13 protein-coding genes are annotated in these 14,556 nt (G+C 58.8%); 3 read left to right on the top strand and 10 right to left on the bottom strand.

Going from position 1 to position 14,556, the window contains the following annotated elements:
• Positions 1-4: 4 nt before the first annotated feature.
• The 3 genes from nrdE to nrdH are packed head-to-tail and all read right to left on the bottom strand — an operon-like array spanning position 5 to position 2,830.
• Positions 5-2,194 (bottom strand): class 1b ribonucleoside-diphosphate reductase subunit alpha, encoded by a 2,190-nt coding sequence (nrdE, locus tag HCK86_RS17200; protein ID WP_176085707.1) that lies wholly within the window; start codon positions 2,192-2,194, stop codon positions 5-7.
• Positions 2,176-2,577, bottom strand: a complete 402-nt coding sequence (gene nrdI, locus HCK86_RS17195) for a class Ib ribonucleoside-diphosphate reductase assembly flavoprotein NrdI (RefSeq protein ID WP_176085706.1) — start codon at positions 2,575-2,577, stop codon at positions 2,176-2,178. Before nrdI ends, nrdE begins: the two co-directional genes overlap by 19 nt.
• Before the next feature lie 31 nt (positions 2,578-2,608).
• A complete protein-coding gene (gene nrdH / locus HCK86_RS17190; RefSeq protein ID WP_176085705.1) occupies positions 2,609-2,830 on the bottom strand; it encodes a glutaredoxin-like protein NrdH in 222 nt (73 codons plus the stop codon).
• Positions 2,831-3,619: 789 nt separating this feature from the next.
• On the opposite strand from nrdH, the gene HCK86_RS17185 reads away from it, so the two are divergent.
• Positions 3,620-4,684, top strand: a complete 1,065-nt coding sequence (locus HCK86_RS17185) for a dipeptidase (protein WP_176085704.1) — start codon at positions 3,620-3,622, stop codon at positions 4,682-4,684.
• A gap of 54 nt (positions 4,685-4,738) precedes the next feature.
• Here HCK86_RS17185 and guaD read toward each other — a convergent pair whose 3' ends face one another.
• From guaD to cyoA, 6 genes are all read right to left on the bottom strand, one after another.
• A complete protein-coding gene (gene guaD / locus HCK86_RS17180; protein ID WP_176085703.1) occupies positions 4,739-6,109 on the bottom strand; it encodes a guanine deaminase in 1,371 nt (456 codons plus the stop codon).
• A 5-nt stretch (positions 6,110-6,114) separates the two neighbouring features.
• Entirely contained in the window at positions 6,115-6,870 is a 756-nt protein-coding gene (locus HCK86_RS17175; RefSeq protein WP_176085702.1) for an SURF1 family protein, read from the bottom strand.
• Between the two features lie 159 nt (positions 6,871-7,029).
• The gene (gene cyoD, locus HCK86_RS17170) at positions 7,030-7,479 is read right to left on the bottom strand and encodes a cytochrome o ubiquinol oxidase subunit IV (RefSeq protein ID WP_176085701.1); all 450 of its coding nucleotides are present in this window, start codon (positions 7,477-7,479) and stop codon (positions 7,030-7,032) included.
• Positions 7,476-8,087 carry a cytochrome o ubiquinol oxidase subunit III gene (cyoC, locus tag HCK86_RS17165; RefSeq protein WP_176085700.1) on the bottom strand — a complete coding sequence of 204 codons (612 nt, stop codon included), beginning with the start codon at positions 8,085-8,087 and terminating at the stop codon, positions 7,476-7,478. The genes cyoD and cyoC overlap by 4 nt, the downstream gene beginning before the upstream one ends.
• On the bottom strand, positions 8,084-10,069 hold the full coding sequence (gene cyoB, locus HCK86_RS17160) for a cytochrome o ubiquinol oxidase subunit I (RefSeq protein WP_176085699.1): 1,986 nt from the start codon (positions 10,067-10,069) through the stop codon (positions 8,084-8,086). The genes cyoC and cyoB overlap by 4 nt, the downstream gene beginning before the upstream one ends.
• Positions 10,066-11,169, bottom strand: coding sequence for a ubiquinol oxidase subunit II (gene cyoA, locus HCK86_RS17155; protein ID WP_348641091.1), 1,104 nt, complete (start codon positions 11,167-11,169; stop codon positions 10,066-10,068). Before cyoA ends, cyoB begins: the two co-directional genes overlap by 4 nt.
• Positions 11,170-11,711: 542 nt before the next feature.
• On the opposite strand from cyoA, the gene HCK86_RS17150 reads away from it, so the two are divergent.
• Together HCK86_RS17150 and pgi are read left to right on the top strand one after the other, a co-directional pair.
• Positions 11,712-12,128, top strand: a complete 417-nt coding sequence (locus HCK86_RS17150) for a hypothetical protein (RefSeq protein WP_176085698.1) — start codon at positions 11,712-11,714, stop codon at positions 12,126-12,128.
• A 297-nt stretch (positions 12,129-12,425) separates the two neighbouring features.
• The gene (gene pgi / locus HCK86_RS17145; protein WP_176085697.1) at positions 12,426-14,051 is read left to right on the top strand and encodes a glucose-6-phosphate isomerase; all 1,626 of its coding nucleotides are present in this window, start codon (positions 12,426-12,428) and stop codon (positions 14,049-14,051) included.
• A 243-nt stretch (positions 14,052-14,294) separates the two neighbouring features.
• Here pgi and HCK86_RS17140 read toward each other — a convergent pair whose 3' ends face one another.
• On the bottom strand, positions 14,295-14,528 hold the full coding sequence (locus HCK86_RS17140; RefSeq protein ID WP_176085696.1) for a hypothetical protein: 234 nt from the start codon (positions 14,526-14,528) through the stop codon (positions 14,295-14,297).
• Positions 14,529-14,556 lie beyond the last annotated feature (28 nt).

The following is a 14,556-nucleotide window of genomic DNA, read 5'->3' as shown; positions in this document are numbered from 1 at the left end:
GGTCTTACAGGCTGCAGGAAACGCAGCCTTCAACCTCGGTGCCCGAAAGCGCCATCTGACGCAGGCGGATGTAATAGATGGTCTTGATGCCCTTCTTCCAGGCATAGATCTGCGCCTTGTTGACATCGCGCGTGGTCGCGGTGTCGCGGAAGAACAGCGTCAGCGACAGGCCCTGATCGACATGCTGGGTGGCAGCGGCATAGGTGTCGATGATCTTTTCCGGCCCGATCTCATAGGCATCCTGATAATAATCGAGATTGTCGTTCGACATGAACGGCGCCGGATAATAGACGCGGCCGATCTTGCCTTCCTTGCGGATTTCAATCTTCGAGACGATCGGATGGATCGAGGCGGTCGAGTTGTTGATATAGGAGATCGAACCCGTCGGCGGCACGGCCTGGAGGTTGCGGTTATAAAGCCCGCCCGCCATGACATCGGCCTTGAGCTGTTCCCAGTCGGCCCGCGTCGGCAGTTCGATGCCCGCCTTCTCAAACAGCGCCCGCACGGTTTCGGTCGCCGGTGCCCAGTCCTGCTCGGTATATTTGTCGAAATATTCACCGCTGGCATATTTCGAATTCTCGAAGCCTGAAAAACTGACGCCGCGTTCAACGGCGATGCGATTCGACGCCTTCAGCGCGTGATAGGTCACGGCATAGAAATACATATTGGTGAAATCGACGCCTTCTTCCGAGCCGTAATAGATGCGCTCGCGGGCGAGGAAACCATGCAGGTTCATCTGGCCGAGGCCGATGGCGTGGCTTTCATCATTGCCCTTCTCAACGGAGGGAACCGACGAAATGTGGCTCATGTCGGAAACGGCGGTCAACGCCCGGATGGCGGTATCGACCGTCCTGCCGAAATCAGGCGTGTCCATGGCCATGGCAATGTTCATAGAGCCAAGATTGCAGGAAATATCCTTGCCGAGATGGGTGTAGGACAGATCATCGGCAAATTCGGATGCTTCCGAGACCTGCAGGATTTCCGAGCACAGATTGCTCATCGAAATCCGGCCGGCGACCGGGTTGGCGCGGTTCACCGTGTCTTCGAACATGATGTAGGGATAGCCGCTTTCGAACTGAAGTTCGGCCAGTGTCTGGAAAAAGGCGCGGGCATTGATCTTCTTCTTGCGGATTTCCGGATTATCGACCATTTCGCGATATTTTTCGGAGACCGAGATCTCGGTCATCGCCTTGCCGTAGACGCGTTCGACGTCATAGGGCGAGAACAGATACATGTCCTCGTTGTTGCGGGCGAGTTCGAAGGTGATATCGGGAATGACGACACCGAGCGACAGCGTCTTGATGCGGATCTTCTCATCCGCATTCTCGCGCTTGGTATCGAGGAAGCGCATGATATCGGGATGGTGGGCATTGAGATAGACCGCGCCGGCGCCCTGGCGCGCACCGAGCTGGTTGGCGTAGGAAAACGAATCTTCCAGAAGCTTCATCACCGGAATGACGCCGGAAGACTGGTTCTCGATCTTCTTGATCGGCGCGCCGGCCTCGCGGATATTGGTGAGCGACAGCGCAACGCCGCCACCGCGCTTGGAGAGCTGCAGCGCCGAATTGATCGAGCGGCCGATGCTTTCCATATTGTCTTCGACGCGCAGCAGGAAGCATGAAACGAGCTCGCCGCGGCTCTTCTTGCCGGCATTGAGGAATGTCGGCGTTGCCGGCTGGAACCGGCCCGACAGCATTTCATCGACAAGCGCGCGCGCCAGCTCTTCATTGCCAGCGGCAAGCGACATGGCGACCATGCAGACGCGGTCTTCGTAGCGCTCGAGATAGCGCTTTCCGTCAAAAGTCTTCAGCGTATAGGCGGTGTAATATTTGAAAGCGCCGAGGAAGGTCTGGAAACGGAACTTCTTGTCATAGGCGTAATCATAGAGATCGCGGACGAAATTGAAGGCATATTGATCAAGCACTTCCTGCTCGTAATAGCCCTCATCGACCAGATAATCGAGCTTTTCGCGAAGATTATGGAAAAACACCGTATTCTGGTTCACATGCTGCAGAAAATACTGCTTCGCCGCCATCCGGTCCTTGTCGAACTGGATGTGACCATCAGCGTCGTAGAGGTTCAGCATGGCGTTGAGCGCGTGGTAATCGAGCGCCGTGCCCTGCGGCTTGGCGGTCTTTTCCGTGCGCTTCGGCGCTTCGGCGCGGCTTGCCGTCGTCAGTTCTGCCGTTTCCAAAATTCTTCCAGTCCCTGTCTGACGTTGATTACATCCTCTTGCGTTCCCAAAAGCTCGAAACGGTAGAGGTACGGCACCTGGCATTTCTTTGCGATGATATCGCCGGCAATGCCAAAGGTTTCGCCGAAGTTGGAATTGCCGCCCGCGATCACACCTTTGATGTGAGCGCGATTTTCCGGCTTGTTGAGAAATTGGATGACGGGCTTGGGAACAGCGCCCCGCCCGTCTCCGCCGGCATAGGTGGGAACCACCAGCACATAAGGCTCATCGACCTCGCTCGTCTCTCCCTGCGGCGGCAGGCGCCGAGCCTTCAGCCCGGTCTTTTCGACGAAGCGATGGGTATTGCCCGTAGCGCTGGAATAATAGACGAGAAGCCCCGCCATTGCCGTTCCCCGATCTGCCGTTTCAATTGTATCAGGCGAGCGAACCGATCATGTCGGGACGGAAGCCGGACCAGTGCTGTTCACCGGCAACCACGACCGGAACCTGGCGATAGCCCATGCCGACGACATAGTCATAGGCGTCACTGTCGACCGAAACGTCGATGATCTCATAATCCAGCCCCTTTCGCTCCAGCGCGCGGGTGGTGGCGTTGCACTGCACACAGGCTGGCTTCGAATAGACAGTGATCTTCATTTCGTCCTCGCAAATTTTATGCATCAACAAGCGGTGACCGTCTTGAATGGCGGTTGTCCCGAACCCGGCAACAGACCACACGCTGAGCGCGATCACGCTTCATGCTGCAAGCCCATCCCCGGCATTGCCCGATCACTCCAAGATCCGTCCCGAGCCACGCAAAAGGCGGCAAAAACCCGCAGGCGGAGAACCGAATACTCGCTACCGCCTGAAAAAGACCGCCGCACACATCACAAAGGGAAGCTGGTGGTCACACAAGGTTACGCTGGGACGAATCGACAGGAACCATCGACAACACAAGATATCGTAATACACCATGCCTGAAGGTCAACATGTTGTTTTAGCGATTATCATATTTCACACAATTCGGTAACAGGAAGATGAATTTTGGCGATTGCGGGTTGAAACGCCGCGGCCGCCTCAAGCCCCCTTCGGAAAGGGTCGCGAATCACCTGACCGGCGATTTTGGCCTGCATGACAGGGACTTGATTTCAGTCATGACCCGTTGTCGCTCCACACCCCGCCCGCACTCCACCGACTGCAGGTTGAACTCACAAAAGGAGGTCAAAAATCCTCCTTTTCCACATGGGCGCCGCTTTGCGCTGATCCAGCTGCACCGAAGAGCGCATTGCAGCAGGCGGCGGCCGAGAGCATGCTTGACAGGCGGGCAGCCAGTGTTTTTATAGCCGCCTGTTTGATGGCGCCGCATTCCCGCAAGAAAAGGCCTGAAACCGGCGCCCTTCCCCTGCTTTTCAATATCAGGCGACACCCTTGCCGAGGATCGATATCATGAGCGCAGACAGGCTGCCGAAGATCTTTGATGGCCATAATGATTTCATGCTGCGGATCTTGACCCGCGCCATCACCATCGACCAGGCGATCGAGGGCGTGGACAGCGGCCAGATCGATCTGCCGCGTGCACGCTCCGGCGGCTTTGGCGGTGGCTTCTTCGCCATATGGGTTCCCTCAAAAGCCGCAGGCGGCCGCTCGAGCAACGAGGCCATGGCCGGCCTTCGCTACGACGTGCCATTGCCGCCAATGGTCGAATGGGGTGATGCCATCAAGACCGTGATCGGCGAGATCGCCGTTTTCCGCCGCCTCGAGGCGGCCGGGATGATCACCGGCTGCACCACCACGGCCGAGATCCGCGCGGCGCTTGAAACCGACCGGCTGGCTGCGATCCTGCATCTGGAAGGCGCCGAAGCCATCGACCCGGATTTCGATACACTGGAGACGCTTTATGCCGCCGGGCTGCGCTCGCTGGGACCGGTCTGGAGCCGGCCGACCATCTTTGCAGATGGCGTGCCCTTCCGTTTCCCGTCGACCGGCGACACCGGCCCGGGCCTCACCGACCTCGGCAAGGAACTGGTGCGCCAGTGCAACCGGCTGAAAGTCATGCTGGACATGTCGCATCTGAACGAGAAAGGCTTTGATGATGTCGCCGCCATCACCGATGCACCGATCGTCGCCACCCATTCCAACGCCCATGCGGTCTCGCCGCATGCCCGCAATCTGACCGACCGGCAGCTTGACGTGATTGCCGAAAGCGACGGCATGGTCGGGCTCAACTTCGCGACCGCCTTCCTGCGCCCGGATGGCCGCATGGTCTCCGAAACGCCGCTGGAGGTGATGCTGCGCCATCTCGACCACCTGATTGCCCGCCTTGGCGAGGACCGGGTCGGTTTCGGTTCCGATTTCGACGGCGCCATGGTGCCGAATGCAATCGGCGATGTCGCCGGCCTGCCGAAACTGCGCGCGGCGATGAAAGCGCATGGCTATGACGACGCGCTGATGAAGAAGCTGTGCCAGGACAACTGGCTGCGGGTTCTGGCCAAGAGCTGGGGCGAGGCCTGAACGGCCTCGATCTGCCCTAATTCACCGGGCCTCTGATCTGAAGCGCCCGATGCGCTAGTGATCGCCGTGCACCAGCCGTCCATCGACAAAGACACGGGCGATATTGGCGCGGCCCGCGGTATAGACGATCTTCTGCAATATGCCTTCCGCGACATCGAGCCCGTCGAACAGACGGATCGTGCCCTGCCTGGCCCTTGTATCCACCACCACGGCATCGAAATGACAGCCTGGCTCGAACCGTCCGACCGGCAGATCCAGCGCTTCAGCGCCACCCGCGGTGGCGATATGGAAGGCATGGCGGAAATCGATCCGCGCCGGCGCGCCGCTGGCCCGCTTCTCCGGGCTCACATCCGGGTCCACGCCGGTCTCCAGCATCCGCGACGCCATGACGGCAGCACGGGCATTTTCCAGCATGAAAGCGCTGGGTCCACCGGAAATATCCGTCCCCAGCCCGACATGAACGCCCTTTTCCAGAGCCCGGCGCAGGGGAAAGACCGCCCCGGCAAAATAGGCATTGGAGAGCGGGCAATGGGCAACAGCGGCGCCGCGCGCCTTCACCCGGTCCATATCGGCAGGTGACATCAGGTTGGAATGGGCCAGCATGGTCTTGCGCGTCAGAAGGCCGAAACGGTCGAGGCTTTCGGTGTCGCTGACGCCGTGCCGTTCCAGCACGTAGCCATGCTCCCAGTCGCTCTCGGAACAATGGGTCTGGACATGGCAGTCGCATTCGGCCGCCAGCTTTCCAAGCCCTTCCAGCGCCGCATCGCTGCAGGCGGGGACAAAACGCGGCGTGACGACGGGCAGAACCCGGTTCTCGCGGTTTTCGGGGTGATTGCGGATGTAATCGATCAGCCGCCGCGTGCCGGCAATGGCAGCCTCGGGCGATGCATCGCGGTAGAAATCGGGGCAGCTTTCGGCATTGTCCATCGCCACCTTGCCGATCAGCGCACGCTGGCCTTTCCCGATGCAGAGATCAGCCAGCAACTCGGTCGCTTCCGCATGTAGGGTGGCGAAATAGAGCGCTGTCGTGGTGCCGCCGGCAATCAGGTCATCGACCAGCAGACGATAGGCCGTTCTGGCAAAATCCAGATCGGCATAACGGGCTTCAAGCGGGAAGGTATAGGTCTTAAGCCAGACTTCGAGCGGGACATCGAGCGCATTGCCGAGCTGGGGATATTGCGGGGCATGAACATGGCAATCGACGAAGCCCGGCAGCAGATATTGCCCGTCACCCAGCCGTTCCAACCGGGCGGACGCTTCCGCTGCGGCCAGCCGCGCGGCATAGTCGGGCGCATCCGGCCGCGTTACCGCGGTGATCACGCCTTTGCCGTCAATGGCGATCAGCACCTTGTCCAGCACATCCACCGCGCCGGCGACGGGGGCATGAAAACCATCGGCGAGGATGAAGCCTCCGCACAGATCCATCGCTCTCAGTCCTCGTCTTCCGGGTCCCGCACCGGCTTGCCCCAGACACCGAACTGGCGCAACACGACGCCGTAGACGATCAGCGTGCCGAGCGCCATGCCGAACCAGGTGATGACATAGCTTAAATGCGCATTGCGGAAGGACACCACCGTCAGCCCGCCGATCGGATAGGTACCCGGATTGGGCGTATTGTCGGCATCGATGAAATAGGGTGCGACGTCGGAAAGCCCCTTGGCCTTGGCGATCGCGCCGACATCACGGCGGTACCAGCGACCTTCCTGCGGCTTGTTGTCCTGCGAAAACAGCCAGCCATGATCCTCCGACATGCGCAGCAGCCCCGTCACGGTCGTTTCGCCGGATACCGGCTGACGCGTCGAGGGATCGCGCTTTTCCTCCGGCACATAGCCGCGATTGATCATCACGATCGTGCCGTCATCGCGCTTCAGCGGCGTCATGACGAAATAGCCAGGACCAAGCGAGGTCGAGTAATAGACCTGTACCTCATCATCATTCAGATAGCTGCCATGGACCGTCACATGGCGGTAGCTGTCCTTTTCGCTGGTGATCCCGGCCCATTCCGCCTTGCCCGGTGCAGGCTGAGCCGGGGCGGTGACGCGGGCATCGACGCGAGCAATCAGATCCAGCTTCCACTGCAGCCGGTAGATCTGCCAGATGCCGAGGCTGGCGAAAACCGCGAAGAAGAATGCGGCAAGCAGCGTGGCAACGGCGATGCGGCGGCGGTTGTTGATGCTGGCAGACATGAGAATTCCTTATCGGTGACGGCGCTGAAATGGCTTATAGCGGCCCGCTGGAGAGAGGGCAAAGCCGATCGGGCCGGCGGACGATTTGCCGCTTCAAACAAAACGCCTCCCCGCGGACGGACCGAAGGGAGGCGCAAGATCGATGGGCCGAAGCAAGCCTTACTGGGCAGGCTTGACGACGATATTGCCGGTAACACCTGCATCGCGCAGCTGCTGTGCGATTTCCGGCGTTTCGCAGATGATCGTGCCATCTTCGAGATAGGTCACGCCCTGCGACGGGATCGGCATCATGTTCTCGTTCATGTTGTGCATGACCCAGAGCGAACCGGCGAGGATGATCAGCAGCAGGATCAGCGCCAGAAGCGCCGCCGCCATGGTGAAGCCTTCTTCCTGCGACGAGGACAGAAGCAGGAAATACTTCAGATGCACCAGGATCTGGGCAACGGCGCAGATCATGATCACCGTCAGCAGGAAGGCCTTGCTGGAGATCGCATCGGCCATGACCAGGCCAAAGGGGATGATGGTGAGCACGATGGCCAGCACAAAGCCGGTCATCAGGCTCTTCATGCTGCCATGGCCGTGGGAAGCGTGTTGGTTGGCACCACTCATAGAACAACTCCCGTGAGGTAGACGAGCGAGAAGACACCAATCCAGACCAAGTCAAGGAAGTGCCAGAACATCGACAGCGTCGCGACGCGGCGGCGCATGGCCTCGCTCAGATTCTTGCGCGACAGCTGAACAAGAAGAATGATCAGCCAGATCGTGCCGAAGGTCACGTGCAGGCCGTGGGTGCCGACCAGGGTGAAATAGGCCGACAGGAAGGCCGAACGGTCAGGACCGGCGCCGATCTCGATGAAGTGATGGAATTCATAGAGTTCCATCGCCAGAAAGCCGATGGCGAAGAGCCCGGCAATCACCAGCCACTTCATCAGGCCGGCCTTGTCGCCCTTGTCCATCTTCAGCATGCCGACGCCGAAGGTGACCGAGGAGAACAGCAGCAACGCGGTTTCAATCAGCGCGAAGTCGAGTTCAAACAGGTCCTGCGGCGCCGGGCCGCCCGCATAGGCGCGGCCGAGCACGGCATAGGTTGCGAAGAGCGTGCCGAAAATCAGGCAGTCGCTCATCAGGTAGATCCAGAAGCCGAGCGCCGTCGGGCTTTCGTGATGGCCCTCGTGCTCGTCGTGGTGAGCGTCAGCCGTGGCGTGTGCACTCGTCATACGTAAGCCTCCTTGGCCTTGGCTTCGGTCTCGGCGACCACTTCGGCCGGGATGTAATAGTCACGATCGAAATTGAAGGTGTGGGCGATGATGGAACCAATCGCACCGAGGAAGGCGACGATCACGAGCCACCAGATATGCCACACCAGAGCAAAGCCGAGGATGAGGCAGATACCCGCCGGGATGATACCGGCCCAGGTGTATTTCGGCATGTGGATCGGCTTGTAGTCGGTCGGCCACTTGAAGCCGTCCTTCTTCATCTGCCAGAAGGCGTCACGGCCATGGACCTCGATGTCGCCCGGAAAGTTGTAGGGCGGGCAAGGAGACGCCGCTGCCCATTCGAGCGTACGGCCGTTCCACGGATCGGGACCACATTTCAGCTGCTCGCGGTTCTTGATCGAGACGAAGAGCTGAATGACCGTGCAGGCGATGCCGCAGGCAATCAGCAGTGCACCGAAGAAGGCGATGACGAAATAGATCTGCCAGGACGTATCCGAGTAGCTCTGCAGGCGGCGGGTGACGCCCATCAGGCCGAGGACGTAGAGCGGCATGAAGGCAAAATAGAAGCCGACAAACCAGAACCAGAAGGACCGGCGGCCCCACTTGTCGTCAAGGCGGAAGCCGAGCATCTTCGGCCACCAGTAGGTATAGCCTGCCATCAGGCCGAAGACCACGCCGCCGATAATGACGTTATGGAAGTGGGCGATCAGGAACAGCGTGTTGTGCAGCTGGAAGTCAGCCGGCGGAACAGCCAGCATGACGCCGGTCATGCCACCGATGGTGAAGGTGATCAGGAAGCCGACCGTCCAGTACATCGGGGTCTCGAAGCGAACCTTGCCGCGATAGAGCGTGAACAGCCAGTTGAAGATCTTGGCACCCGTCGGCACGGCGATGACCATCGTCGCGATACCGAAGAAGGTATTGACGTTGGCGCCCGAGCCCATGGTGAAGAAGTGGTGGAGCCAGACGATAAACGACAGAACCATGATGCAGGCCGTTGCATAGACCATCGAGCGATAGCCAAACAGCGGCTTGCCCGAGAAGGTCGCAACCACTTCGGAGAAGATACCGAAGCAGGGCAGGATCAGGATGTAGACTTCCGGGTGGCCCCAGATCCAGATGAGGTTCACATACATCATCGGATTGCCGCCCATGTCATTCGTGAAGAAATGCATGCCGAAATAACGGTCAAGGGCGAGCATGGCGAGCGTTGCCGTCAGAACCGGGAAGGCTGCGACGATCAGAACATTGGCGCAAAGGGTGGTCCAGGTGAAGACCGGCATGCGCATCAGCGTCATGCCAGGCGCGCGCATCTTGAAGATGGTCGCGATCATGTTCACGCCCGATAGGGTCGTACCTATGCCCGCTATCTGTAGCGCCCATATGTAATAGTCGACACCCACATCCGGTGAATAGGCAATCCCCGACAGTGGCGGCATGGCGAGCCAGCCGGTGCGCGAGAACAGGCCGATGAACAGCGACAGGTTGATCAGGATCGCGCCGGACACCGTCATCCAGAAGGAGAAGTTGTTCAGCCACGGAAAGGCAACGTCGCGCGCGCCGATCTGCAGCGGCATGGCCACGTTCATCACCCCGACCAGCATGGCCATGGCGAAGAAGAAGATCATGATCGTGCCGTGGGCCGAGAAGATCTGGTCAAAGTGGTGCGGCGGCAGATAGCCCTGCGCCCCGCCGGCGGCAATCGCCTGCTGGGCACGCATCATGATGGCGTCCGTAAAGCCGCGGAACAGCATGACCAGGGCCAGAACGATATACATGATACCGATCTTCTTGTGGTCAACCGAGGTGAACCACTCGCTCCAGAGATAGCCCCACTTCTTGTAGTAGGTGATCACGCCGAGGACGGCGAGACCGGCAATGACGACACCGGCAAAGGTGAAGTCGAGAATCAGGACATTATAGGGGATCTGTGACCAGTCCAGCTTGCCCAGCAAGAGGTGTTGAAGGTTTTCAGAGCTCATTCCTGCCTCGCCTTGTCATTGTTGAGCGTCGTGCCGTTCTTGATCAGCATGGCGGTCTGGTCGGGATTGCGGACATCGAGCGGGCCCTTGGTCGGCTCATCAGGATTGCCATGAAGCGTTTCCTGGAACTCGTGGCTGTCAAAGCCTTCGCCAGGGGTAAACTCGTCATAGACGTATTTTTCCTTGTCCTTGATGCCATCAAGGCCACCGCCGCCCATCATGTCCTGCATCATCATGTCACCGAGGCAGACCTTGCCCGGATCGACGCAGAGACCGACGATCTTGTCGAACAGGCCATCAGCAACGCCATTGTAATAGGAAACGCTGTTGGCAACGGAGGGCTTTTCAAGCACGCGGTAATTGTCGATCGAAAGATCAGAGCCCTGGCTCTTCACCTTGTCGACCCAGCTGTTGAAATTGTCCTCGTTCACCGCATAGGTCGTGAAATCCATGTGGGCGAAACCGGGGCCGGAATAATTGGCCGAGCGGCCATAATATTTGCCCGATTCGTCAGCGACGAAATGCAGCTTCGTCTCCATGCCGGCCATGGAATAGATCATGCCGGCGAGGGCCGGAACCGAGAAGGTGTTCATGACCGAGGTCGAGGTCAGCGACATGTTGACCGGACGGCCCGTGGGAACCACCAGCTCGTTGACCGAGGCAATGTTCAGCTCGGGATAGATGAACAGCCATTTCCAGTCCATCGATACCGCTTCGACCTCGATCGGCTTGGCGTCGATATGGGTGAGCGGCTTATAGGGATCGAGCTTGTGGGTGTAGATCCAGGTCAGCGCGCCGAGCGCGATGATGATCAGAACAGGTACGCCCCAGATAAAAGCTTCGAAGACGGAAGAATGTTCGAATTCAGGATCGTAATCATCGGTATTCGGACGCGAGGCGCGATAGCGCCAGGGCATGTAGACGCCCATGATCAGCACCGGAATGATGATGATCAGCATCAGGATCGTCGAGACCACCAGAAGGTCGCGTTCCTGTGCTGCTACCCAACCCGCAGGATTGAGAAGCACCAGCTGACAGCCCGAAAGGAGAAGCGCAAAAGGTAGAAGCAGCGCCGGTTTCAAAAACTTAAGAAGGTTCACAATCGTCTTCACTCTCTAGCGACATGCCGGAACCGCGCGGAGGATCCGGACTGGGTTGTCCCTTAGCACTTGACACTTTCGCGACCGCCGGTCCCCGCGACGGCTGCCATCATGCCAGAATGCACGTGAAAGTTATAATAAAGCCTGTCCCGCCATTCGGAGAGACAAGCGCTTTGCGGCCTCTTACCGCAGTTTTCAAGAAAACGTGAGTCCCGCCACTGTGGCATTTTGGCACAAGGCCGCATTTTCGTCATCCTTGTGACCGGATTTCATCACTCTTTTTCCTGTTTTAAAAGGCGGACTTGACCGATATCAGGAATTTTTCGTTCGTCCACACCTACGATATCGGTCAGCATTGACCCACATCAACCTTAAAGCTGCCACTCTTTGTCGTTCCGGCAAGGCCCATTGCTGCTTACATTTGCAGCGAAATGCTCCGGATTTGACGTTCACGTCATAATAATCGACAAGCGCGCACGGATGTGCGACAATCTGACACATGCGACGATCATCGCATAACAAGAACATCGGGAGGAATTGAAATGTCTGGACTTTTCTTTTTGCCCTATGCGACCAGCGCTGCGGGTGTTCTGATTGGTGTCTTTCTGACGACCGGGAAGTATAAATACAACCGCACCGATTATATTCTGCGCGCCGGGCTGATCTTTGTCGTCAATCTGGTGATTTCCTATCTGCTTGATTTTGCCTTTCCGCTGGAAAGTGCCGTCGGTGGCACCGGCCTGGCACTGTCGACTGCCTATTATGTCGGCCTTTCGGCCTATGCCATCATTCCCGGTCTGGCTTTCGGGCGCTTCACCGTTTTCCGGGCCAATGATATGGGGCACCACAAGGATATCTGCTATCTCTCGGCAATCCCCTTCTTCTTCATCTATTTCATGCTGTTCGCGCACCGGCGCGATGCCGAGGGCAATGCGCATTCGAGGCTGAAGAAGGTCTGAAGCGCCCTTTTTGAACAGGCGGCGCGTGCCGCGCGCCGTTCCACCTTGGGAAAAAGCCCTTTCACCTGGAAAGACCGCGCCATGGGGAGCCTCCGCACAAGCGCGTCAGGCCGCCCCTTTGCCGCCAGAAAAGACGATCGCGGGCTTGATTTTGTCGTTATGGCTGCCTTGAATGTCATGGCGTAAAGGTATTTATCGTTCCGAAGCTGACATTTGTCCATTCAATCGGTTTAATTACAGTCTAGAATTGCAGCGATCTTCCGGCAATTTCCCCGGACATTCCCAAGGAGCTTTCCCATGGACGCAATCATCCAAGAGCTAAAGACGGCCGCCGAAAAGACCGGCGCGACCGACCTGCGCGCCGCTTTTGCCGCCGATCCTGGCCGGTTTTCGCGCTACAGCATCCGTTTTGACGATCTGGTGATGGACTTCTCCAAATCGGCGGTCAATGACGAGATCCTCGCGCTTCTGGAAACGCTTGCCGACAAGGCCGACGTTGCCGGCAAGCGTGCGGCGATGTTTGCCGGTGAGAAAATCAACCTGACCGAGGATCGCGCCGTTCTGCATACCGCGCTGCGCAACCGCTCGAACACACCGGTTCTGGTCGATGGCGCCGATGTGATGCCGGACGTCAATGCCGTGCTCGATGCCATGGGCGTCTTTGCCGAAGCCATCCGCTCCGGCGCCCTGTCAGGTGCCACCGGCAAGGCCTTCACCGATGTCGTCAATATCGGCATTGGCGGCTCCGATCTCGGCCCGGCCATGACCACGCTGGCGCTGGCGCCCTTCCATGACGGCCCGAAGCTCCATTATGTTTCCAATGTCGATGGCGCCCATATCGCCGATACGATCAAGGAACTTGATCCGGCAACGACCCTGTTCATCGTTGCCTCCAAGACCTTCACCACCATCGAGACGATGACCAATGCCAAGACGGCGCGCGCCTTCATCGCCGATGCGCTGGGCGAAGAGGCCGTCGGCGCCCATTTCGCAGCCGTGTCAACGGCACTCGACAAGGTGGCCGCATTCGGCATCGCTTCGGACCGGATCTTCGGTTTCTGGGACTGGGTCGGCGGGCGCTACTCGATCTGGTCGGCCATTGGCCTGCCGCTGATGATCGCCATCGGCAAGGCGGATTTCCTCGCTTTCCTTGACGGCGCCCATGCGATGGACAATCATTTCCGAACCGCGCCGACACGTGAGAACCTGCCCTTCATGCTGGGCCTTCTCGGCTTTTACCAGCGCGTCGTGCTCGGCTATCCGTCGCGCGCGGTCATTCCCTATGACCAGCGTCTGTCGCGCTTTGCCGCCTATCTGCAGCAGCTCGATATGGAATCAAACGGCAAGTCGGTAACGATCGATTCCAAGGATGTCACGACGCCGACGGGCCCGATCGTCTGGGGCGAGCCCGGCACCAATGGCCAGCACGCCTTTTTCCAGCTGCTGCATCAGGGCACCAATATTATCCCGATCGAATTCATGATCGCCGCCAATGGCTTCGAGCCAAAGCTGAGGCATCAGCACCAGCTGTTGATGGCCAATTGCCTGGCCCAGTCAGAAGCGCTGATGAAGGGCCGTTCGCTGGAAGAGGCCAAGGGCCAGCTTCTTGCCAAGGGCGCCGATGCGGCAACGGCAGCAAAGATCGGCCCGCACCGGGTCTTCTCCGGCAACCGCCCGTCGATCACCTTTGTCTATGACAGCCTGACGCCCTTCGCGCTTGGCCGACTGATCGCCCTTTACGAACATCGCGTCTTTGTCGAGGGTGCACTGTTCAACATCAATTCCTTTGATCAGTGGGGCGTGGAACTCGGCAAGGAACTCGCCACCGGACTTCTGCCGGTCGTCTCCGGGACCGAGACCGCCGATGGGCACGACAGCTCGACAAAGGGTCTGGTCGCAACCCTGCTTTCAATGGCGCGATAGCACATACGGAAACAGCCCGTGGCGGTTTCCCGCCACGGGCTATCCCCAGGAGATGAAAAAGACGGCGTCTGCCGCCTTTTTCCAAGGACCACCTGGCAGGCCGGCACGTTCAGTGGCACACCAGGTGATCAATTCAGTCCCTCAACGCATCGGGTCGAAAGTCGGAATCGATTTTCGAAAAGAACGATGCGTCGATTCAATAAGTTAAAGCGTCCTGATGCGTCCAAAAGGACGCACGCCGCCTTAGTCGTTGGTCTGCTGAGCCTGATAGACAAGCTTCAGCGAACCGTCCTGCTGGACCTTGTAGACGTAGTTGGTCGTGTTGCCGAACTGGTTCTGACCGGAGATCTCGACGACGCTGCCAGCGGGGGACTTGGTCAGGTGCGTCGCATTCGGGGCAACCGGCTGAGCGGCAAAAGCGGCAGGGGCGGCGATGAGGCCAGCAACGAGTGCGGCCGAAGCAATCTTCATGTTCATGTTCGTTCTCCTTGGGTGCTCCCACCCT

Source organism: Martelella sp. HB161492 (assembly GCF_013184775.1).
In the GTDB taxonomy this organism is placed as follows: domain Bacteria; phylum Pseudomonadota; class Alphaproteobacteria; order Rhizobiales; family Rhizobiaceae; genus Martelella.
Note: the sequence above shows the minus strand (reverse complement) of the source record. Positions and strands in the feature narration are given on the sequence as shown.